Genomic DNA, 22972 nt, shown 5'->3' with positions numbered 1-22972 from the left:
CGATGCGGGCGGTTTCCGACAGATATGTTCAAAGCATTCTTGATCTGCCGAGACCGACCAAACGGGCGTTGGCGGTGCTGGTTGATTCGTGCCTTTGCATTCTGACGATCTGGCTGGCCTTCTGCTTTCGCTTGAATGACTGGGTGACGCTTTCGGGTATGCAGCTCGTAACAATTCCAGTCTCCCTTGTGATTGCCCTGCCGATCTTCATCACAATGGGTCTTTACCGGGCGATCTTCCGCTTTCTCGGCTGGTCAGCGTTCATCACGGTGATCAAAGCCATAACGATTTACGGCCTTGCGTTCATGGCCGTTTTTACTGCCATCAGCTTTCCGGGAATTCCCCGCACGATCGGCATTATGCAGCCGTTGTTGTTGCTGCTGGCGATCGGCCTAAACCGCTTTATGGCAAGATATTTCCTCAGTGAGGCCTACAAGCGGATACTGCGGCAGAACACGCAGACGAACATGCTCATCTATGGTGCTGGATCCGGCGGCAGGCAGGTCGCCGGCGCGCTGAGCGGCAGTGCCGATTTCAAGGTCGTCGGCTATCTCGACGATGACAAAAGCTTGCATGGAAGCCTCATTGGCGGCGTTGCGGTTTACGATCCGGAAAAAATCGTTGAATTGAGCACGCGGCTGAACGTCCGCACGATCCTCTTGGCGCTTCCTAAAATTGATCGGCCGCGTCGGAACGAAATTCTGGAGCAACTCAGGGGCGCGCGCGTTGCAGTTCGCACTGTCCCCGACCTGAACGCCCTTGCCGGCGGCCAGGCGGAGTTCACCGATCTGCAGGAACTGGATATTGAGGATCTGCTGGGTCGCACACCGGTTCAGCCGGATCAAGCGCTCTTGGAACGCAACATCCGTGGACGGGTCGTGCTCGTGACAGGCGCGGCCGGATCAATCGGCAGCGAGCTCTGCCGCGGACTGGCTCGGCTGAAGCCGGCTGCATTGCTGATCCTCGACCAAAATGAATATGGGCTCTATGCCTTGGAGAATGAACTTACCGGCAACAACCCGGACGCCGGGCTCCAGATTGTGCCGCTGCTTGCAAACGTTTGCGACGAGCTTCGAATCCAGAAGATTATGGAGACCTGGCGACCAAACACCGTCTATCATGCGGCAGCCTACAAGCATGTACCGCTGGTCGAAAAGAACCCGGTCGAAGGGGTCAAAACGAACATCTTTGGCACTGTTGCGGTCGCGCGAGCAGCGATCGATACCGGCGCAGAAAGGTTCATACTGATCAGTACGGACAAGGCCGTCAGGCCAACCAACGTCATGGGTGCCACCAAACGGCTCGCGGAAATGGCGCTTCAAGGATTGGCGGCCGAAGGTGCCTCGACCGTTCTCACGATGGTGCGGTTTGGCAACGTATTGGGATCTTCCGGTTCGGTCGTTCCCTTGTTTCGCCAGCAAATTCGCCAGGGCGGCCCTATCACGTTAACGCATCCCGAAATCACACGCTTCTTTATGACGGTGCCGGAGGCGACCGAGCTCGTCATTCAGGCCGGGTCCATGGCCAAAGGAGGCGATGTCTTCGTCCTCGACATGGGCGAGCCGGTCAAAATTATCGATCTTGCCCGACGCATGGTGGAGCTATCCGGTTTGACCATCGAAGACGAACGAAATCCGTCGGGAGATATCAGTATTGTTACTACCGGCCTGCGGCCGGGAGAAAAGCTCTACGAAGAACTGCTGATCGGCGACAATCCCGAGCCCACTGAACATCCCAAAATCATGCGTGCGCGGGAGCGGTTTATCGAGTGGGAGATACTGACGCCGAAACTTCGGCAATTGAGCTCGGCCGCCGACGAGGGAGATGTCGAGGGGCTGCGCCGCATTCTGAGCGAGCTTGTGAGAGACTATCGCCCATTCGACGGCGTGGTTGACCTCGTCTCCATTCGGCAGGGAGCGACCCAGTGACGGCGTGTGTCACGGCGTCCGTGCTGCCGTCTGTTGGGAGCTGAGTATGATACTCGTTACCGGCGCGACAGGTTTTGTCGGTCAGGATCTTCAGCACGCACTTCGCATCCGCGACTTTGCATTCAGGGCGGCCGGCCGCTCCGCTCAAGCGGGATGTTTTGCCGTTGGCAATATCGACGGTGGGACGGATTGGAAAGCTGCTTTGGTTGGCATTGAAGCCGTCATTCATCTTGCGGCGGCAAATCAAAATGTCATCGATGGATCAAACTCAGGACCTGCAGTTTTCCGAACGGTGAACACCGAAGGGACAATCAACCTTGCTCGGCAGGCGGCCGCCTATGGGGTCAAGCGGTTCATATTTATCAGCACGATTAAGGTGAACGGCGAACGATCGGTCAGGGGGCGTCCATTCACGCCGCATGAACTTCCTCATCCGACGACTGAGTATGCCGTGTCAAAATTTGAAGCAGAACGAGCTCTGATCGCATTGTCCAAGACAACTGGCATGGAGATCGTCATCATTCGCCCGCCGCTGGTCTACGGGCGCGGCGCTTCGGGCAGCTTCCGCGCTCTCACGCAGCTCGTTCGGAGCGGAATTCCGCTGCCCCTGGCTTCGATCGACAATCGAAGGTCCATGGTCTACGTCGAAAATCTTACCGATCTCATCGTGACGGCAGTATTTCATCCCGCCGCGCCTGGCCAGATACTGCTGGCAGGCGATGACGAGGCCGTCTCGACGCCCGAGCTGCTGCGGCGGCTGGCAGCTGCCATGGGGCGCCCGGCGCGATTGATTCCCTGTCCTTGCGCCGTTCTGCGTATTCTTGGCCGGGCAATGGGCAAAGGAGAGCTCGTAAGCCGCCTTACCGATTGGCTGGAAGTGGACATATCGCATACGCGCAGGCTATTGGACTGGAATCCGCCTTTTGATATGCGAAACGGCTTGAAGCGCTCACTTTGAGAGCTTTTGGCGTCAACATTTGATTACAGGAACTTGAATCTTTCGATGCTGAACGGCTTTAACCGATCTTTGAAGCGACTGTTTGATATCTGCGCTGCGTGTCTCGGACTTCTCGTTCTCGCGCCGGTCCTGGTTATCCTCATGGTCCTCGTGCGTCGATCATCCCCTGGCGGCGCGCTGTTTCTTCAGGAGCGGGTCGGCCGGGCCGAAGTACCGTTTGTTTGCATCAAATTTCGCACGATGGCGGCAGGTTCTCCCAGTGTCGGCTCTCATGATGCAGCTTTATCCTGGATCACACCGCTCGGCCGAAAACTGCGGGCATACAAACTCGACGAACTCCCTCAGCTCATCAACGTTTTGCGCGGAGAGATGAGCTTCGTTGGCCCTCGCCCGTGTCTGCCCACGCAGCAAGACGTCATCGCTGCGCGACGCAAGCGCAACGTATTTTCCGTGAGGCCTGGCATAACGGGACTGGCTCAGCTTCAAGGAATTGACATGTCGACGCCCGAGGCGCTCGCTGAAGCCGACGCCCGCTACATTCAAAAAGCAGGTTTTTGGCAGGACATTGTCCTCGTGATCAGCACTTTGGCCGGGCGGGGAACAGGAGATGCGGCCGCGAAGTAGGAGCTGGCTGGGCAACCTGAAAACGTCAGACGGACCGAGCAGCACGGCCGGGGCGTGCGTCGCTATACACGCCTTGGTTCATCTGCGTTAGAATGACCGGCAATCGTCGGGGAGGATTTGCATGACCACAGACGAAGCATATCGCGCCGTCCCCAAAATTACCCGCGGCTCCTGTCATTGCGGGGCCGTTCACTGGGAGTTTCGCGGCACCATTCCAGATGCCACGATCTGTAACTGCACGGTTTGCTGACGCTACGGCGTGCTGTGGGCCTATGACTATGATGGCCAAGGAATTCACGTCGAAGACGAAACCGACGCACTCGCCGCTTATATTTGCGGCTCGCAGAGCCTTTCCTTCAACTTCTGTCGTCGCTGCGGCAACCTCGTCAGTTGGCGCGCGTTGAGGCCAAGTCGCAACGGAGAGACAAGAATCGCCGTCAACCTCCGTCTGGCCGAACCAGCTGAGGTGGCTGACGTTCGGCTGCAGCGGTTTGATGGTCTCCACAGTTTCGAGGATCTGCCGCCGGACGCGCGCACGGTCGCAGATGTTTGGTTCTAGGCAAGTAGCTACAGCCCATCGTCGCGGCAGTCTCAGTCGCCGGGCAGCGTGAAGACCTCGCAGGGTTCAGCAATCCCGCGCAACCCGTGGCGGCCCACAGGAACCAGCGTGGCAGTTGTCTTTTCGGCGACCGCGCCGGAAAGCAACACGGTCAACCCCAGAGGCTTGCATAGCCCTTCAAGCCGGCTGACCAAATTGACGGCCGGCCCGATCGCAGTGAAATCCAATCGGTCGGCGGCGCCGATATTGCCCCAGAGGATCTCCCCGAAATGGAGTGCCACACCGAAGGGGAGTGGCGGCAACCCCTGGTCTTGGCGCACGGTATCGAGATGGGCCATGCCGGCGCGGGCAGAGGCAACCGCGCGTAATGCCGCCTCGCATGCCTCGCCGGGCGTAGTCGTGACGGGGAAGATTGCCAGTACCCCATCGCCCATGAACTTCAACACCTCACCGCCGAAAGCGTGGACCGCACCGGCGATGCGATCAAACCAGGCGTCGAGCGTGGCGATCATCACCGCAGGTTCCGTCGCCTCGGAGAGCGCCGTGAAGTCGCGCAGATCCGCGCACAACAAAGCCGCCCGTATCGTTTCGCCGGTGCCGCGAGACAGAGCACCGGCCCGCACCCTGGCGGCGCTTCGTCGACCAAGATAGGCCTCGAGCAGCGCGGCCAACCCTGCCCTTGCCGCCAGCGCCACCAGGGATGGTAGCGCAAATCGTGCCGCCTCGTGCAGTTTGCCGGCCTCGGCCGCAGTAAACGCCCGCGTTCCAGCCCACCCCAGAACTGGGCTATCGGCTGCCGAGCCCACCGTATCCTCCTGGACTGGTCCAAGGCCAGCCAACCATTCATGCCCGGCCTGATTGTGTGAAACATCGGTGAAGCTTAAAGCCTCGATCACAGCTCCGGTTTCGGCCCGCCACAACCACGTGCGGCGGGCGATGATGGGGTGCGGTGCCGCCAGTGTCAGGGCGCCGCCTGCCAGCGGCAACCCGTCTGTCAGCAGCCTGCGGCCCAATTCGGCCAGGAACCACTCGGGATGCGGCGATGCGCCGGCTTCGTCGACCAGCCATGCAAGGGAGGGGGGCAGATGATGTTACGGGCCTGACACAGGCCAGTATTAAAGAGGCTGCAAGCAAGCGTGCCTCATGGTCCGGCACGCTCCCGAACCGGAGAGCGGCCCCCTGTGAAAATCATCCAGATCACCGACACCCATTTCAGCCCCGAGAAGGCGCATTTCAATGGCAACTGGGCGCCTCTTCTGAATTGGATCGAGGCTACGGATGCTGACCTCGTCGTCCATACCGGCGACCTCACGGTCGACGGCGCCGACAAGGAAAGCGACATCACCTTCTGCATGGATCTTATGCGGCAGACGTCGATCCCGATGCTCATCGTGCCGGGCAATCACGACGTCGGCCACCTGCCAGGCTCGGATCAGCCGGTGAATCAAGAGCGCCTCCAGCGGTGGCGCGCGCTTGCCGGCGACGACCGCTGGATCGAAGACGCGAATGGCTGGCGCCTCGTCGGCCTCAACTCGCTGCTTCTCGGCCACGAGGACGATGAGGAGGAAGCGCAGTTTGAGTGGTTGCAGACCGTGTTCAAGGAACGCAACGGTCGCCGTCTGGCGCTGTTTGCTCACAAGCCGCTTTTCGTCGACGAGCCGCATGAAGGCGATACGGGCTACTGGTCCGTCCGGCCAAGCCAGCGCAGGCGGCTCTACGATCTGATTGCTGCCCACGACGTACCGCTCTTTGCCAGTGGTCACCTCCACTGGGCCTGGCAGGGACGCTTCGAAACCACATCGCTTGTCTGGGGTCCGTCGGCTGCCTTCATCATCGACAAGATGGAGCGTGCAATGCCGGGCGAACGTCTCGTCGGTGCTGTCATCCATACACTTCGCGAGGATGTCACAAGCGAGATCGTCACCGTGCCGGGCACGACAGCGCATGTGCTCGATGAAGTGGTGCACGAGGTCTATCCGAAAGCCGTCAAGACGGAGATGGCTGAATGAGCGCCCTATCCATTCGCGGCATCCATAAATCCTTTGGCAGCAGCCCGATCCTGAAGGGCGTCAGCCTCGATGCGGAGCCGGGCGAATTCATCGCGCTGATCGGTCCATCCGGCTGCGGCAAAAGCACGTTGCTGCGCATCCTGGCTGGCCTCGAGACCGCCGATGGCGGCGAGATTAAAGTTGCGAACAGGGACATCAGCACCCTCAAGGCGGCCGAGCGCAACATCGCGATGGTTTTCCAATCCTATGCACTTTATCCGCACCTGACCGCCGCCCAGAATATCGCCGTGCCGCTCGTCATGCGCCGGCTGACGCGCACCCAGCGCCTGCCCTTCATCGGGTCACTGATACCCGGCCAGCGCAAGGCGATCGCCGACATCAAGCGCGATGTGCGCAGCATGGCGGCTTCTTTGAAGATCGATCACCTTCTCGACCGCAAGCCGGGCCAGATGTCGGGCGGACAGCGCCAGCGCGTCGCTCTCGGCCGTGCCATGGTGCGCCAGCCGGCGGTCTTTTTGATGGACGAGCCGCTTTCCAACCTCGACGCCAACCTGCGTGTGCATGCCCGTGGCGAGATCGTCGACCTGCATCGCCGCGCCGGAGTACCGACCCTTTACGTCACCCACGACCAAGCCGAAGCACTTTCCATGGCAGACCGGGTCGCCGTGATGATCGGCGGCGCACTCCTCCAGCTTTCGCCACCGCGGGTCATCTATGACGATCCGCTGCATATTGAAGTCGCAACGTTCATCGGCCAGCCGCGCATCAATCTTCTGCCTTCGCAGATCGAGACGGATTCGACGGTGGCTCTCGGTAACGTGCGCTGTGCGCTCTCCAACCGCACTCTTTCGGCCGGCGCGGCAGTGACGCTCGGCATTCGACCGGAATTTGTCCGCATTGCGCGCGGCGGTGATAGCGGCCTGCCGGCCCGCGTCGAGCGCGTCGAATTCCTCGGCTCCGAGATCATCGTCCATAGCCGTCTGGATGCGATCGGCGAAACCATGATCGCCAAGGTCTCGCCCGCTGAAGGCACCGGCCTTGCCGCCGGCATGCCGATCCGCCTGCATGTTGCCTGCGAGCATATTCTCGTGTTCGGCCCCGACGGGGCACGCCAACCTGCAATGGCGCAGACGACCAGCGTTGCGCGGGAGGCTGCGCATGGCCGATAGTGCCGCAGCCTCGGGCGTCATCGCACATGCCCCGTCCAGGACCGCCGAGCGCCATGAAGCCCGGACGGCTTGGCTGCTGTCCCTGCCGGCGATCGTGCTCGTCTTCCTTTTCATCCTTGTGCCGGTTGCAGCAGTGATCGCGCTCGGCTTTTCCGATTTCGAGCTCGGTTATGCGGGCTTCAAGTTCGTCGGCGTCGAAAATTACGCAGAGCTCTTGACCGATCGCACCTTCAAGCGCTCGCTCTGGAATACGACGGTCTATACGGCGATCGTCACTCCGGTCTCGATTTTCATGGCGCTTGGCCTTGCCATGCTGATCGAAGCCGAGGGGTTCGGCCGCGCCTTCTTCAGGACAGCCTATTTCCTGCCCGTCGCCTCGTTGCTCGTCGCCATGGCGACGGTCTGGCAATATCTCTTTCATCCGACCATCGGCCCGGTCAACGCGATGCTGTCGCAAATCGGCATCCAGGGCCCGAACTGGCTCGGCGCATCGAGCACCGTACTCTATGGCCTGTCGATCATCGGCATCTGGCAGTCGGTGGGCTTCAACCTGGTGCTCTTCCTGGCAGGCCTCACCGCCATCCCCCGCGAACTCTATGCTGCAGCGGCAGTCGATGGCGCCCGCTCAGGCTGGGATCGCTTCCGTCTCGTCACCTGGCCCATGCTCGGGCCGACGACACTTTTCGTGACGACGATCAGCATCATCAACTCGGTCAAGGTCTTCGAAACGGTCAAGACGCTGACCGAGGGCGGCCCCAACAAGGCCTCCGAAGTGCTTCTTTTTACGATCTACCAGGAAGGCTTTGTCTATCTGCGCGTCGGCTATGCCTCGGCCATGACCGTCGTCTTCCTCGCCATTCTGGTCGTCCTGATGTTCCTGCAGTACCGTATCCAGGACCGGCAGGTGCACTACACATGAGCGCGAACACCTTCCCCCTCGCCCGGATCGTTCGGCTGTCAATCCTGAGCCTTGGCGCGCTCGTTTTCCTCGCGCCCTATATTTTCATGGTCTCGACGGCCGGCAAGGCACAGAGCGACATCTTCACGTCCTCGTTGTCGCTCGTCCCGCAGCAATGGTTTTATGTTCAGAACTTCACAAAGGCCTTGTCGCGCGTCTCGATGGGCAACCTGCTTTTCAACGGCGTGATTGTCTGCCTGCTGATCCTTGCCATCCAGGTGATAATCGCGGTCCCCTGTGCCTATGCCATGGCGAAGCTCAAATTCCGGGCGGCCCGCGCGATGATGGTGCTGGTCATGCTCGGCCTGCTGGTCCCCATCCATGCAACCGCGCTGCCGCTCTATGTCGCCTTCGATAAGGTGGGTGGCCTGAACAGCTATTTTGCGTTGGTTGCGCCCTTCACCATCTCGGTCTTTGGCATTTTCCTGTTCCTGCAGTTCTTCCGCTCCATCCCGGACGATCTGATCCATGCAGCCCGCCTCGACGGCATGATGGAGGTTGGCATCATCGCGCGCGTCATCGTACCGAACGCGTGGCCGGCGATCACCGCCTTTGCGATCTTCTCGGTCGTGGCGCATTGGAACGACCTCTACTGGCCGCTGATCGTCATCTCGAACCCGGCCTATGCCACACCGCCGCTCGGGCTTCTCTATTTCCGCGCCGCGGAGGCCGGAGACGACTACGGCGCGCTGATGGCAGCCGCTCTCATCATCACCTTCCCCCTCGTCGCCGCCTTCCTGCTGGCACAGAAACGCTTCGTCGAGGGCATCACCATGACCGGTCTCAAGGGCTGACCGGTCTGAACCCAGGAGCCACCCGATGAAGCATTTCACCCAGATACTCGCCGCTGCCGCGGTCGCCATGACGGTGTCGCTTCCGGCCCATGCCGAGACGACACTGACCGTGCATTATCCGATGCCGGGTTTCTTCAAGGACGTGATGGACACGATCTCGAAGAAGTTCATGGAGGAAAACCCTGACATCAAGATCCAGTTTGCAAACCCGTCGGCGACCTACGAGGAAGGTATCCAGACGATCATGCGCCAAGTCGGCACGCCCGAGATGCCGGACCTGACCTTCATCGGTCTCAACCGCCTGCGCATGGCCAATGAACGCGACATCCCGGTCGACATGGGCCCGCTGATCGCCAAGGACAACAGCATGGCGGAACAGGGCTTCTCGAACAACATCCTGAAGCTCGCGCAGGTGAACGGCAAGCAGGTCGGCCTCGCCTTCGCGACCTCGAACCCGATCATGTATTACAATGCCGACCTGGTGAGGGCCGCAGGCGGCAACCCGGACAATCCGCCGACGAGCTGGGACGAGGTCATCGAACTCGGCGCCAAGATCAAGGCGCTTGGCAACGGCGTCGATTCCATCGACTTCCGCTGGCAGGGCGACGACTGGATGTTCTCCGCGCTGCTGTTCGGCGCCGGCGGAAAGATGCTGAGCGAAGACGAAAGCAGCGTTGGCTTCAACGGTCCGGAAGGCCAGAAGGCGATGACCATTATCAACCGCATGGTCAAGGAAGCCGGCATGCCTGTCTTCACCAAGGCCGCCGGCGAGCAGGCCTTCGTTGCCGGCAAGGTTGGCTTTGCCTTCCAGACGACCGGCGCGTTGCGCAACACAATCAAGAATGTCGGCGGCAAGTTTGACCTGCGCACGGCCGAAATCCCGCTGATCGATCCGGTGAATGGCAAGTTGCCGACCGGCGGCAACGCGGTCGTCATCCTGACCCATGACGCCGCCAAGCAGGACGCCGCCTGGAAATTCGCCAAGTTTGCCGCTGGCCCCTATGGCGCCTCAGTCGTCGTGCCCGGCACCGGCTATGTGCCGAACAACGAGCTGGCCGCGAAATCCCCGGAATATCTCGGTGACTTCTACAAACAGAACCCGCTCTTCCAGGCCGGCCTGAAGCAAATGCCGCGCATGATCGCGTGGTACGCATTCCCGGGCGCAAATGGTGTTCGCGTCACGCAGACGATCGTCGACAACACCTCGCGTGTCGTCGACCAGTCCGCAACGCCGCAGGAAGCGCTGGACGACGCTGCTGATGAAGTAAAGCGTCTGCTGCCACGCAGCTGATCGCCAAGCTGAATGAGGACGACGACCACCGCTCCCGTGTAGCGGTGGTTTTGCTTTTCAGATCGCGCGAACTGTTCCGCCACGCCGCAGGCAATAGGCGATATCGAAATGCCCGGGCAGGTGCCGCGTTCTCGGCCATATCCAGGAGCAACGAGGCGGCCGTTGCCCCCATGCTGGCGTCCGGCATTTCCATCGTCGTCAGCGGCGGATCCATCATCTGGCCGATTGCGATGCCGTCGAAGCCGACCACCGAGACATCGCGCGGCACGCAAAGTCCCTCGCGCCGCAAGGCTCCGATCACCCCGAAAGCCAAAAGATCGTTGGAGGCAATGATGGCGGTTGGCGAAAACCTGGCCAAGACGGCGCTCAAATCGAGCTGGTCATAGCCGCCAACGAAGGCAATCTGTACCGGATCCACCGCTGCGACACCGTCCTCCAGCATCGCCTGCCGGTAACCCTCATGTCGCAGCCGCGCCCGATCGGAAGCGATAAAGGTGCCGGAGACAAACAGGATTGCTTTGTGGCCAAGTGCGGTCAGCATTTTCGTCGCTTCGTATCCCGCCCCGAAGTTGTCGACGGTGACGGCGGCCGGAAACATCTCTGTCGGAAGGTTGCCGAGGAGGACGGTCGGCGGCATGGATGACGGTAAGTTTCTGGTGCTCAACGGATCGCACAAAGTCAGGATCAGTCCCGTCGGCCGGTCGTTCAACAACGCCTGTATGGCATCCGCTTCCCGCGCGGGCTCATAGTGTGATTGCGCAATCAGAACCCCGTGACCTCCAACCAGCATCCTGTTCTCGATACCGGATAGGGACGAGGAGAAGACGGGATTGGTGATGCTCGGGATCAGAACGCCGATTACGGGACGTCTGCCAACCTTGCCGCCTGCAGCTGTCGATCGGTAGCCGAGCTCGGCGGCAGCGCGCCGAACGCGCCGGCTCATCGCGTCGCTAACGGAACCATTGAGCCTAAGGGCTCGGCTCGCCGTCGCAAGCGAACAACCAGCTCTTTGCGCCACTTGCTGCAACGTCGTCATGTGCGCTTCCCCAATTATCGAACCGACCAATAGTCGGGCCTATTTCGACTTTTGAGATGAAGGATTTATGTCAGCGGGAAACGGTTGCGCACCATCAGCGGCAATCAAGGCGACCGGTGGCCGCATCAACCCAGTGAGGTCCGGCTTGAGTGATGGGAGTGGACGGACGGGCCGGGGTGTGGCGTATTCTTCGAAACGACTAGGAGGACCTGCAGAATGAACCCGGAAGTGGCCGTGCCGCAACGTCCCAGGTTGGCGCTGATACGCCGGGAATGGCTGCTTGTGGTCAGCATTGCGACGAGCGTCGTGTTCCTCCTTTTCGGTGAGGTTCTCTTCGGGTTGCTTGCCAATCCGATATGGCTGGCAGTTATTTTCGTTTGGCTGTTTTCAGTCGTGCTTGGTTCTGCACTATCAGTCGTGCGCCACGCCGATCATCTTGCGGAGCAACTGGGCGAGCCGTATGGGACGCTTATCCTCACGCTTGCCATTACGTCGATCGAGGTGATGGCCATTACTGCGGTCATGCGGCACGGCGAAAGCAACCCGACGCTGGTGCGTGACACGCTTTTTGCCGTCGTGATGATCATCCTCAATGGCATGGTTGGCCTGTCCTTGCTGATGGGAGGCTGGCGGCGGCACGAGCAGCACCACAATCTGCAGGGCGCCAACGCCTATCTCGGCGTTATCGTGCCTCTGGCAACCCTCAGCATGATTATGCCGAATTTTACGCATCCGACAAATGGACCGCCCTATTCCCCCGTCCAACAAACGGTTCTCGCCTTCATTTCCGTTGGGCTCTACGGCGTGTTCCTGACGCTGCAGACCGGTCGCCATAGAGGCTTCTTCATCGATGATGCCGGTGAGGCGGCGGGTGGGCATGGCAGAGCCACAGAAGGACCTCTATGGCCGCCCGTTATTCTGTTGGTTGCCTACATGGCTCTCGTCGTTTTCCTGGTCGAACAGCTGGCTGCGCCAATCGATTTTTTTATCGAGACACTTCGCGCTCCCGCAGCGCTGGGCGGCGTCGTCATGGCTGTCCTCGTCGCGACACCGGAGGCAATCAGCGCCGTGCGAGCCTCGGTCGCCAATCATCTGCAGCGGTCGGTCAACATCTTCCTGGGATCGGTTCTTTCGACGATCGGACTGACCGTACCTGCAATGCTGGTCATCAGTCACCTCACTGGCCATCCAGTCGTGCTCGGCCTAGAGCGCACCGATGCCGTGATGCTCATCCTGACGCTCGCTCTCAGCATCATCACATTTGCGAGCGGTCGCACGCACCTGATGCAAGGCGCCGTACACCTCGTTCTCTTCGTCGCCTACTTCCTGCTGATATTCGAAGTTTGAGGGGCCTTGCCTGCTCATGATTCGTCCTGCTCATGATCTGTCGGCGCCACAGCACGATCGGTATTGGGTATTGCTCTTCGCGAATCAATGCCGATCGCGAATCGAACTTCACCATCATTTGAGCGGTGGACACGTTCAGTTCACAGGGTCCACCGCTGCGGCGACCGGATCAGGCCTGGCTAAGCGTGGGCGTGCGGATGATGAACATCCCAGACTGCCCACAGCGACACGGCGGCAACGAGCACACCAAGCACGATAACCGTCCACATCGCGCTCGCATTGGCCGCAAAGCCGAGCACCCAGGGCGACACAATCAACCAGAGGCCGAGCACGAGATTTGCCCATTCCTCCCATTCGGAAAACGCCGACAGCGCCGCTGTGGCTAGCGCAGCAAGCATGACGGCAACGATCCAGGCATTCCAGCTCGGCATCGCCTCGGCCGCGAAACCGACAACCCACGGCGAGACGAACAAGCAAACCGCCAGAACCAGATTGGCCCAGTCCTGCCTTTTCCTTCCTTCCATCAAGGTGATTGCCATGATGACCTCCCAATTTGAAGCTTATCAGGCGTCGCGTGAACTTCACGCTTAAGTATACAAATTGGTAAACCATAAGACTTAATTCAAGATATGACCAAACAATGCCTAAACCCTTGCGCCTACAATGGCGCTCGCGAAGCCCATTCCGTCAGGCCAACCCAAGCGACTTCCCGCATAGATTGCAGTTTGTCGATCTGCACCTATCAACGTGGGTTATCGTTCGAGCGGCAGAAATACAGCCGAGGTTCTGCGATTCCGATCGCCATGAAAGCCCGAGATCACCTCAGCGGGGCCGCGCATGTTGAGCAGTGTGACGTTTGTAACGACAACCGGAGCCTACCGATCCGCGTCAGCCGTGAGCCGCACGTTGCTCATGACAACGGTTGACAAGTGAAAGAGCTTGCAGCTTTGTCAGCTCAATCATCCTTTCACGCGCCGGCAGCGGCGTGAGATTATGGTCGGCATCCGGAAACAGATGCAGTTGCACATTGGGGTAGGCAGACAGTTTTTCACCCGCATCGCCAAAGTTGACCCGGAACATCTCCTGCCCCTCGTCACCTTCCGTATAGATGATCGAAAGCGGGGTGCCACGGTTGGCCAGGGCCTGAAAATCGCGATGAACGTGGCCCGTGAGCTGCGTGATCGGCATGGCTGGCGCAAAGACGGGAGACAGCCCGCCGGCCATCCGATCGACGAGGCGCATGGAGATATTCTTGGTTACCGCGGTCAGATCAAGGTCGCCGGCCCAAAGGCGGCGAACCGTCTCGATATCCAGGGCATTCCTCATATAGGCCTTGAGCGTCTTCGGGAGCCCCTTGAAGCGCCAACGGAACGCGACCGGATTGACGATCATGCACGCGTCCCAGCGCGGATCGGCAAGGGCGCTTCTGAAGGCGACGTAGGCACCGCCGCAGCGTCCGATCAGCAGCGTGCGTTCGCTTATGCCAAGACTGTCAACATAGTCGCGGGCCATGCCGGCATCGGCAATCTGGGCCTCGTCATAGAGAACCTGTTTGCGACGGGCTGCGACCGGCGGGCTGTCCCCGACGCCGGCGCTGTCAAAGCGCAAGGACGAAACGCCGACGCTCGCCAGCTCGCGTGCAAGCGCGACCGAGGAGCGGGCCCAACCTGCCGCATGATCATAGGCCGTCGTCAGAATAACGGCGGTCACGCCGATCGAATGACCGGTTGGCTCGCACAAAACCCCGTAGAGCCGGTCGTTTGGACCGAAGCGAACGCCCGTCTCGCGAATTGCGCCGGCACTGACCGATGCAATCGGCGAAGGCTTCTTGGCCGGTAGCGTACTCCGGCCCTGATATTGTGGCAGCGATTGCAGCCACCCGATCAGTTCATCGATGAGCGCGTCAGGGATTTCCTGGTTCAGCGGGTTGGATACAAGCGCATCATATCCGGCAAAGGGTGTCGCGCGCAGCTGGCAGCCTGCGGCTTGGAGACGGTCGCGAAACGTCGTGTCGGCTTCCAAGCCTGGGCGCTCGGCCATGAAGGCATGTGGCTTGATGGTAATTTCGAGGCCGTTGAGGTCGACTGCCTTGAGGTCTTCTGCCACAGCGCGCGGCATGCGCAATCCAGCAATCGACCCGGGCGCGCTATCGCGCAGCTCCTGCTTTATGCCGAGACCATCATCAATGAGCCGCGAAAACAACGAAAGTTCGCGCAGATAGGCACGCCCTTTGAGCACCGGCGCCAAAAGGGCAATCGCCGCAACTGATGGCTCAAAATGCGCCTGCATGAGGGCGAGACTGGCGCCGATGCCCTGGCCGATGAACACGAGGTTTCGGGCGCCCGAAAGCATCTTGAGTTCTTCGGCGGCCTTGCCGATCACCTCGGACCACACCGACAAGCCGCGTTCGGCCGACGTCTCGTCGAGCGAATTCACAGTTCCGGGATAATCAAAGCGCAGGCTCGCGACGCCGACTTCTGCGAACCGTTCCGCCAAGATACGGTAGAACCGGCGCGTGCACATCTCCTCGATCCCCCAGGGGTTGAGGAGAAGCACTGCGAGATCGCTCTTGGGGGCGTTATTATCGGCTGGCGTAAACAAGCCAGCATGCGACCCGAAGACCGTCGGCTGCGAGGCAGAACGCCCCTTTCCTTCGTCGGAGTTCATGCCAGTCTGATTCACCACGGCCTCCCTTGCCTAGCCTTCCGATTGCGTGCCCGCCGAAGGTATCTCCCGCTGATATACTTGAGGCGTTAAGAATTCGCGGAAGCTCAGTGGCGTTATCTTACCTTTTGGTCCGTGCTCGATTACAAGACCCCAGTGTCCCCGATCAGGCTGGCCGCAGTCGCCTCGTCAGCGCGATGCGCACGCCGGCGAGGTTCAGCGCAAATGCGGCTGCCGCATAAGCGACGACGCCCGTGACGATTGGCACAGTCAAGTCGAAGACAGCATTGCCGGTCGGATGCCTGACGACGATGAAGGTCGGTGCCGCCATCGTAGCGGTTGCAAGACTGACCTTGACGATCGGGCGCAGGTCGAGTGGCAAGCGATGGGCGCGGTAGGACAGGAAGTACCCGGCGATCACGCCACCTATCTCGGCGATCAGCAGCGCCCATGCCGCGCCGACAAGCTGAAAACGCGGGACGAGGACGAACATGCCGATGATGTTGATTGCCAGAATGATCATGCCTTGCACGCCCATAAGGCTCGGCTTCTTCGCCAGCTGAAAGCTGACATGGACGAACTGGTAGGAGATCGAGCGAAACAGCCAGGCAAAGACCAGGATCGGGATGAGGATGGCAGCCGCATCGCGAAACTCGGCCCCAAGGATCAGGCTTGCAAAACCAGGCGCCACCAGAGCCAGTCCAACGACCATCGGCATCAGCACGGTCAGCAGCACCTCTGACGTTTGCATCAGATGCCGGTTTGTGGCCTTGTGGCCATCCTGCGCCAGCAAACGGATTGCCAGCGGAATCGTTGCCGAGCCAATTGCGACACCGGGAAACAGGATGATCTGCCGGACGAGATCGGCAGCAGCACCATAGACGCCTGCGGCCGTCTCGCCGATATAGGTTACGATGATCATTCGGTCGAGAACCGTGTGCAGCACGAAGACGAAGGACGAAGCGGTCATCGGTAGGCCAAAGCGCAACATATCTTTAAGCAGCCCGGTATCGAACGGATGGCGCGGCTGGCGCCAGACATCTCGCGCATAGATCAAGAGGGTCACGAGATAGGAGCAGGCCACGCTGACGAGCAGGCCCTGCCCGCCCATGCCGAACACCGTAACCAGGCCGGCGGAGAAGATGAGCGTCAGCACAGCACGCAGGATGACCGACCACATGTAGGCGCCGGTCTGCTGGCGTGAGCGGAATACCTCCTGCACGAACTCGAACAGCCCGACCATGAAGGCAACGAATACAGCAGGCACGACATAGGTCGACGAGCCCTCGGCGATCAGCCAGGTTGCGAGAATGACGAGCGGGCTGAGCAGCATCAGTCCCGCATAGGCGCAAAGCGCGGTGGTGCGGACATCCTTCGATCCACCTTCGGAATCGAAACGCAGCACCGAGAATTTTATCCATCCGAACAGCAGGGTCGATATGACGCCGGCGACACCGGTGCCGACGACATAGATGCCGTATTCGTGCGGGCTCAGTATGCGGGTGAAGAGCACGACCGAGACGAACCCGAACAAAGCCGAGACGGCGTTGGCAATCATGTATGTCGAGATCTGGCGAAACATCATTCGGCAGCACGCGTGAATTCGTCGATCACCTTCATCAGCGCCTTTGGGCGGCACCCGGCATCGAGCGGCAGCGGACGGTTGGGCTTACCGTCGTCGCGCTTGAACCACGTCGGCACCCATGTATAGCGATCGGTGATGCCCCAGGTCAGAATTGCACTTGGCCGCGCCACGTCAGAGATCGCTTTGAGGAAATCACCCGCCCGTGCCGCGACGATCTGGTCCCGGTCATATTCCCGGGCGGGCAGCTTGTTGTCGATCACGTCGAGTTCGGTCACGAGAACCTCGAGCTGCATTTCCTTCACCGCCTCGACGAATTTCGACAGGCCTTCCTTGTCGATTTCCATGTCGCCCGGAAGATGTCCCTGAATGCCAACGGCATGGAGCGGCACGTCGCGATCCTTCAGATCGCGCAGCAGGTCGAGTAACGCCTGGCGCCGGTCGCGGCACTGCTGTGTCGGGTTCTCAATATTGTAGTCATTGATCACGAGCTGAGCGGAGGGGTCGACATCAGCAGCAGTGCGCAGGGCAAGCTCGATGTAGCGCTTGCCCAGCCGCTCCTGCCAGATCGAGTTACGGATCGTCGCCCCACTCTCGGGATGCTCGGCGATCGCCTCGTTGACCACGTCCCAGCTTGGAATCCGCCCCTGGTAGCGTCCGACGACGGTGGTGATGTGATGGACGAGCTCGCGTTCGGCTTGCGCCGGGCTCGCAATGGTCTGAGTCCAATCCGGCATGGCTCCGTACCAGGCGAGCGTGTGGCCGCGCATCTGCATGCCGTTCCGATCGGCAAAATCGATCAGCCGGTCAGGTTGATCGAACACGAACTGGTCCTCACTCGGACGCAGGTCGAACCATTTCAATCCACCCTCGCCGACCACGAGTTGGCAGTGGTCGACGATGGCTGCCTTGTAGTCGAATTCCGTATCGAGACGATCTGTACGCACTGCCGTGCCATAAGGGATCACGCCTCTTACAGGCGCTGCCTTGGCAGTCGGGTCACTCCAGACAAAAGGATCGAGCGCACCGGAGGATGCCAGTCCGGCACCCAATGCGCCGAAAACGAAGTCCCGCCTGCGCATAAACTGAAATCCCTAGTGTGTATTAATGAACCAGAATTCGACCGCGCACGCGGGCAAGGCTTTCAACGTCTGCTCTTTAGTGGAGACTTGCTTCGCGCGCACGCGACAATTGAAATCGCTCTTAATGGATACTTAAGGAAAATCAGGTCTCTTAACCATAGGTTCGCGCTTTGGCGCCGTGTCAATAAGATCTCGCCGCCATGTATGAAGCCGCTCCCCGACATCAGACTCCGGTCATCAGTACGCGTGGCTGGGCAACGAATCGGGAGCAGCTCGATGTTGCCGTTCCAGGGCGGCCGGTACTGAAGGTTGCCGAGCCCCCTGCCGCAGAAAGCCGCTCTTTCGTCTTTCAGGAGCTGCTTCAGTTTGACCTTGCACGCATCTTTAACTGGTTGCGCTCCGGTCTTGTGTGGATCATTGCGTTTGCCATCTTAGGTGCTGTGGCCGGCTATGCCGTCGTATTCGTCGTAAAGCCGCGCTTTACGGCCGGAATCGACCTTCTCGTCGATCCGTCAAACCTGCGGGTCGTCGCTGACGACATCTTCTCCGAAAGCATGCAGCGAGACACGCAACTGCTGGATGTCGAGAGCAAATTGCGGGTCCTGACGTCAGGTAACGTGTTAAGCCGCGTGATCGACGACCTGAAGCTCACCGTGGATCCCGAGTTCGTTTCACCGACATCGAAGGATCCGGCCAGCGACGCGCTGCGCGCGCTTGCAAAACGCGTCACCGCCCGCCGGGACGAGCGCTCGTTCATCGTCAACGTCGCCGTATGGACGCAAAGCCCGGCTAAATCCGTTACCATCACCAACGCCGTTGCAACCGCCTTCCAGGAGGAACTCGCCAAGGCGGAATCGGAAGGAGCCGGCCGGGCAGCAAGCTCGCTGTTTGCGCGCCTCGGCGATCTAAAGGTCGAGGTCGCCAAGGCAGAAGCTGCCGTCGAGGCGTTCAAGCGCGAACAGGGGTTGCAATCAAGTTCCGGGGAGCTCGTGAGCACCCTGATGTCAAACCAGACGAACACACAGCTGATCGACGCCAAGGCGCGCCTCATCCAGGCGCAGTCGCGTTATAATGAACTTGTATCCACCAACCCGAAGAACCGTCTCAACGCCTCTGCGCTGCAGTCGGAAACGATGACGATGCTGCGCACGCAGTATTCGACCCTTAGACAACGCGTGACGTCTCAATCGGCCGTGCTGGGACCGCGTCATCCGATGATCCTGGGACTCGGGCCCCAGCTCAGAGCGCTGGAAGGCCAGATCGACGCCGAGACGGCACGCATCGTGCAAGCCGCAAAGGCCGAACTCGACCAAGCCAGATCGGCGCTTGACGCGCTGAACTCGGAAGCCGACCAGATGAAATCCTCAGTCTTCCAGGATACCGCAGCGCAGATCCACCTGCGCGAACTGGAGCGCGAGGCGCGCGCCAAGGCGACGGTCTACGAAGCCTTCATGGCCAGGGCAGGAGAAGCCGCTGAGCGCCAGCAGATCGACACGACCAATGTGCGGATTGTTTCAGCGGCAGTCGTCCCGACAGCGCGCAGCTTCCCGCCACGCGGCTACGTGCTTTCCGGTGCTGGCGGCGTTGTCGGCCTTTGCCTCGGCCTTGCCGTCGCGGTCTTGTTGGGACTCTGGCGAGACTATCGCCGGCTGAGCGCAGCTTTCGGCAACACCTATGGCTGACATTGGCAGGACTGCCCGGGTCAGAAACGGCGGCGCCTTCGCAGCCTTTCTCTTCCTGGCTATCTTCAGCTACTTCTGGGTCGGATTGAACCCGTTTCCTGATCCGAACGCCGCCAGCCTTTCCACACCCTATGGCGGCAGCTCGAACGTCCTCAATCAGTTGATCGTGATCGCCATGTCGGGTGTGGTGCTGGCCACAATATTGCAGAACCCGGCGCGTCACCTGCTGCTGCGCCCCTATGGCCTCCTGATTTGTCTGCTCGCGTGGCTGCTCTTCACCGGTCTCTTTGCGGGCGATCCGAGCGCGGCCTTCCGGCGCATCGTTTTTGCGATCCTGGTCTGCCTTTGCGCAAATGCGACGCTGCTCATTCCAACAAATGGCGCGCAGTTCGCAAAACTCATGTGTATTGGCCTGACGTTTGCGATCGGCCTTTCCTATTTTGGCGTCATTGTCCTACCGCACCTTGCCGTCCATCAGGTGACAGATGCGCTGGAGCAGTCGCTTGCGGGTGACTGGCGCGGTCACTTCGGCCATAAGAACATTGCCGCCGCGGCAATGGTTTATGCCGTTTTCTTCGGCCTCTACATCGCAAAGGCTGGGCACGCCCGGCTCGGGTCCCTGATTGCGCTGTCAGCGGGCTTCTTCGTGCTTCATGCTGGCGGCAAGACCTCGACGGCGATGCTCCCGGCAATCCTTCTGCTCGCCTGGATTTTTGAACGCTGGACCAGGCTCGGCATGGTGATGCTGGCCGGCGGCCTCGTCAGTTTGAACCTGATCTTGCTTTCGGCGGCGGTATCGCCTTCCTTCAGCAGTTTGCTTGCATCGGCCGGCATCGATCCAACCTTCACCGACCGCGGCTCCATCTGGCGCCTTGCACTTTCGGCAATCGCGGAGCGACCGATCATCGGCTATGGTTTCCAGTCGTTCTGGCAGACCGATGCCCTGTTCAACAGCGGCCAGGCGATGACCACCTGGGCGGTAACTGCCGCCAATTCACACAACGGCTATGTCGAGCCGCTGATCAATGGCGGCATCCCAGCGCTGGCAATGACGGTCACCTGGCTGGTGATCCTGCCCATTGGCTACGCCCGCCGTGCACTTGCCGGCAGCAACGACATAACATTGACGCGCCTGTTCTTGCGGATCTGGCTGTTCTCGCTGTTTCTGGCCTGCCTCGAAAGTCCCTTCTTCGGCAACAGCGGACCGATCTGGTTCACGATGCTGCTTGCTGTTTTCGGTTTGAGATTGCAAGCCAATGCCGGTCTTGTCGTCAGCGCACCTGCAGCGCCGGTGCTGAAGGTGGATCTTTGCTCCGCGCCGCCGGCCAAGGCGGCGGTTTCGGGAAAAGCCCGTTAACCTCATCCTTAGCCCCCGATTGTAGAATGCCGGCCAGCCAACTACAGCTTCGCCGCCGACAGTGGACAAAGTCGCCCAATGCGGCAAGGCCAACAATCTTTGGCACCGATCGAGGTTTGGATGATGCAGGAAAATAAGGGGGCCGTTGAGGCAGTCGTTTGCATCCCGACGTTCCGTCGGCCGGCATGGCTTGCGCGCACCCTTTCATCGCTCGTCGATCAAGTGACCGATTTTTCTTTCGCCATCGTCGTTGTTGACAACGACGCGGCCAATCCGGCCGGCGCGCGCTATGCCCGCGATTGTCTCGCCAGGGCCAACCTGCCATTCTTGATCCTCACCGAAGAGCGGCAAGGCAATTGCCACGCCATCAACCGAGCATTCGGCGAGGCGATGACGGCCTTTCCCGAGGCCGAGTTTCTGCTGATGATCGATGACGATGAAATGGCGCTGCCTGGCTGGCTTGCAGCAATCGTCGGCACAGCCCGACGCGAGAGCGCCGACATCGTCGGCGGACCAGTCGTCCGCGAGTTCGAAGTGCCAGTATCCGACGCTGTCACCCAGCATCTTCTTTTCGGTTCGATAGAGGGTTCGACACGCGCAATCGATCAGATCCACGGCTCCGGCAACTGCCTGATACGGCGGCGCGTATTTGCCGGCCTTGCCTCGCCACTTTTCGATGTCCGCTTCAACTTTCTGGGCGGCGGCGACATGGAATTCTTCACCAGATGCCGCAAAGCCGGTTTCAAGAGCTGGTGGTGCGCCGAAGCCCAGATCCGCGAATTTGTACCGCAGGAGCGCGTTTCGGCCCGCTTTCTGATGAAGCGCTCGCTGCGCACCGGAAGCATCAACTATGTCATCGACCGGATCCACAGCACCTCGGCGATGCGTGTCGTTGCGAAGAACGCCTTAAGCCTTGGTGCAGGCTGCCTGCGATCGATAGCCCTGTTTCTGCGGACCGGGCGGTTGCTGCCGGCAAGTCACCCGCTGCTGGTATCGCTCGGTCGTACCTTGGCAAGCCTCGGGTTCCTGCCGACCCCTACCGGGCCAACAACTAAACTAGGCTGCGTCAGCCAAGGGCGACCTCGCGGATGACCTCGATTGGCGTGCACGTATGCGACTGAATCGCGATTGTCGTCTGATCTGGCCTCAATCCATCGACGAATGCCGCCAGTCCTGCCCTGTCGAGAGCAGGCCCCTGCCAGTAGGTCAGGCACGGGCTTTGCAAAACACGTTCGTGCCGCTCGGCGAGTTCGGCGTCATTGGCAACAAAGATACCATAGATCAGGTACTCGGAAAAATGCCTGATGCGGGCAAGAGCCTGCCACCACCCAAGGCCGCTTGCTGCTTCGATCCGCTTCACCATCGCCACCACCGTCCGCCGCTCCCAAAGGACCATCTGGCTGATGAAATCATCACCCGGCAGCGCCGGGGCGCTCAGGCCAAGCAGCCGATGCGCATTTTGCCACCAGCGGACATGGCTCGGCCGTGAGCGATTGACGTCCCCCGGCGCTGAATAGTGAGCAAGCTTCGGCGTCGACGCGGTCGCGCTCAGGTCCAGCGGACGGCAGAAGCAATTGTCGGAATCGATGCACATCACCCGCTCGCTCGGCTGCGCCAGCGTCATCGCGATCTTGCGCATCTGCTGCAGGTGCCAGCCATAGATCGGCAGGCGAAGCTGCGGCGCCCACCAGTAACGTCGCCCACGCCATTTCGGCAGTGACCAGAGTGGTGGAAGCAGGCTGGACGAGACAATGACGCGGCGTCTTTTTCCTTCGAAACCGGCGAAAACGTCGGCGTCTTCGTCGCCGATCACGAGGTAGTGCACGTCGTAGCCGGTGACGTATCGATCGATCGAGTCGCAGAGAAGGCGGCAACTGTCGAGGTCACCACGATAGCTCGGTGTGATGAGCGAGATTGAGGAGCCCATATGAT

At 60.3% G+C, this 22972-nt stretch carries 18 protein-coding genes and 1 pseudogene; 12 read left to right on the top strand and 7 right to left on the bottom strand.

Translation table 11 applies throughout. From position 1 onward, the window contains the following. The first annotated feature begins 2 nt into the window (after positions 1-2). Genes WGT02_RS27195 through WGT02_RS27185 form a run of 3 tightly spaced genes read left to right on the top strand, consistent with a single transcriptional unit; the run spans position 3 to position 3510 of the window. Positions 3-1928: a nucleoside-diphosphate sugar epimerase/dehydratase gene (locus WGT02_RS27195; protein WP_208247564.1), complete on the top strand. Its 1926-nt coding sequence runs from the start codon at positions 3-5 to the stop codon at positions 1926-1928. 46 nt (positions 1929-1974) lie between these two features. Then, entirely contained in the window at positions 1975-2886 is a 912-nt protein-coding gene (locus tag WGT02_RS27190) for an NAD-dependent epimerase/dehydratase family protein (protein WP_208247562.1), read from the top strand. A gap of 45 nt (positions 2887-2931) precedes the next feature. Beyond that, the gene (locus WGT02_RS27185) at positions 2932-3510 is read left to right on the top strand and encodes a sugar transferase (protein ID WP_024317390.1); all 579 of its coding nucleotides are present in this window, start codon (positions 2932-2934) and stop codon (positions 3508-3510) included. A 591-nt stretch (positions 3511-4101) separates the two neighbouring features. On the opposite strand, the gene WGT02_RS27180 is transcribed toward WGT02_RS27185, so the two are convergent. After that, entirely contained in the window at positions 4102-5154 is a 1053-nt protein-coding gene (locus WGT02_RS27180) for an adenylate/guanylate cyclase domain-containing protein (RefSeq protein ID WP_208247954.1), read from the bottom strand. Between the two features lie 96 nt (positions 5155-5250). Here WGT02_RS27180 and WGT02_RS27175 point away from each other — a divergent pair, with 96 nt between their 5' ends. The 5 genes from WGT02_RS27175 to WGT02_RS27155 are packed head-to-tail and all read left to right on the top strand — an operon-like array spanning position 5251 to position 10290. Further along, positions 5251-6078: a metallophosphoesterase gene (locus tag WGT02_RS27175; RefSeq protein ID WP_208247559.1), complete on the top strand. Its 828-nt coding sequence runs from the start codon at positions 5251-5253 to the stop codon at positions 6076-6078. Beyond that, positions 6075-7247, top strand: a complete 1173-nt coding sequence (locus tag WGT02_RS27170; RefSeq protein WP_029710304.1) for an ABC transporter ATP-binding protein — start codon at positions 6075-6077, stop codon at positions 7245-7247. The genes WGT02_RS27175 and WGT02_RS27170 overlap by 4 nt, the downstream gene beginning before the upstream one ends. Further along, the gene (locus WGT02_RS27165; protein ID WP_024317397.1) at positions 7237-8166 is read left to right on the top strand and encodes a carbohydrate ABC transporter permease; all 930 of its coding nucleotides are present in this window, start codon (positions 7237-7239) and stop codon (positions 8164-8166) included. Before WGT02_RS27170 ends, WGT02_RS27165 begins: the two co-directional genes overlap by 11 nt. After that, complete coding sequence (locus WGT02_RS27160) at positions 8163-8999, top strand: carbohydrate ABC transporter permease (protein WP_024317398.1); 837 nt, start codon at positions 8163-8165, stop codon at positions 8997-8999. Before WGT02_RS27165 ends, WGT02_RS27160 begins: the two co-directional genes overlap by 4 nt. Before the next feature lie 25 nt (positions 9000-9024). Then, positions 9025-10290 carry an ABC transporter substrate-binding protein gene (locus tag WGT02_RS27155; protein WP_208247557.1) on the top strand — a complete coding sequence of 422 codons (1266 nt, stop codon included), beginning with the start codon at positions 9025-9027 and terminating at the stop codon, positions 10288-10290. Between the two features lie 57 nt (positions 10291-10347). Here WGT02_RS27155 and WGT02_RS27150 read toward each other — a convergent pair. Beyond that, positions 10348-11326: pseudogene (locus tag WGT02_RS27150) on the bottom strand (substrate-binding domain-containing protein). A gap of 216 nt (positions 11327-11542) precedes the next feature. Here WGT02_RS27150 and WGT02_RS27145 point away from each other — a divergent pair. After that, complete coding sequence (locus WGT02_RS27145; protein ID WP_208247554.1) at positions 11543-12673, top strand: calcium:proton antiporter; 1131 nt, start codon at positions 11543-11545, stop codon at positions 12671-12673. A gap of 179 nt (positions 12674-12852) precedes the next feature. Here WGT02_RS27145 and WGT02_RS27140 read toward each other — a convergent pair whose 3' ends face one another. The 4 genes from WGT02_RS27140 to WGT02_RS27125 form a co-directional block, all read right to left on the bottom strand. Continuing rightward, positions 12853-13212: an SPW repeat protein gene (locus tag WGT02_RS27140; RefSeq protein ID WP_024317400.1), complete on the bottom strand. Its 360-nt coding sequence runs from the start codon at positions 13210-13212 to the stop codon at positions 12853-12855. Positions 13213-13561: 349 nt separating this feature from the next. After that, complete coding sequence (locus tag WGT02_RS27135) at positions 13562-15355, bottom strand: alpha/beta hydrolase (RefSeq protein ID WP_208247552.1); 1794 nt, start codon at positions 15353-15355, stop codon at positions 13562-13564. A 148-nt stretch (positions 15356-15503) separates the two neighbouring features. Continuing rightward, positions 15504-16922: a lipopolysaccharide biosynthesis protein gene (locus WGT02_RS27130; protein WP_208247551.1), complete on the bottom strand. Its 1419-nt coding sequence runs from the start codon at positions 16920-16922 to the stop codon at positions 15504-15506. Next, complete coding sequence (locus tag WGT02_RS27125) at positions 16919-18001, bottom strand: endo-1,4-beta-xylanase (RefSeq protein WP_208247549.1); 1083 nt, start codon at positions 17999-18001, stop codon at positions 16919-16921. Before WGT02_RS27125 ends, WGT02_RS27130 begins: the two co-directional genes overlap by 4 nt. A gap of 200 nt (positions 18002-18201) precedes the next feature. Between WGT02_RS27125 and WGT02_RS27120 the strand changes: the two genes are divergently transcribed. The 3 genes from WGT02_RS27120 (at position 18202) to WGT02_RS27110 (ending at position 22132) form a co-directional block, all read left to right on the top strand. Next, positions 18202-19683: a GumC family protein gene (locus WGT02_RS27120; protein WP_208247547.1), complete on the top strand. Its 1482-nt coding sequence runs from the start codon at positions 18202-18204 to the stop codon at positions 19681-19683. Next, a complete protein-coding gene (locus WGT02_RS27115; protein ID WP_208247545.1) occupies positions 19676-21040 on the top strand; it encodes an O-antigen ligase in 1365 nt (454 codons plus the stop codon). Before WGT02_RS27120 ends, WGT02_RS27115 begins: the two co-directional genes overlap by 8 nt. A gap of 123 nt (positions 21041-21163) precedes the next feature. Continuing rightward, the gene (locus WGT02_RS27110; RefSeq protein WP_208247952.1) at positions 21164-22132 is read left to right on the top strand and encodes a glycosyltransferase family 2 protein; all 969 of its coding nucleotides are present in this window, start codon (positions 21164-21166) and stop codon (positions 22130-22132) included. Here the strand turns inward: WGT02_RS27110 and WGT02_RS27105 are convergent. After that, entirely contained in the window at positions 22107-22967 is an 861-nt protein-coding gene (locus WGT02_RS27105; protein WP_024317407.1) for a DUF6492 family protein, read from the bottom strand. The two genes, WGT02_RS27110 and WGT02_RS27105, sit on opposite strands and share 26 nt — an antisense overlap. Positions 22968-22972: the final 5 nt, after the last annotated feature.

Origin of the sequence: Rhizobium sp. T1470, assembly GCF_042140505.1 — a bacterium.
Classification (GTDB): Bacteria; Pseudomonadota; Alphaproteobacteria; order Rhizobiales; family Rhizobiaceae; genus Rhizobium; species Rhizobium favelukesii.
The sequence above is the reverse complement of the archived record's forward strand: the minus strand, read 5'-3'. Positions and strand labels throughout refer to the sequence as shown.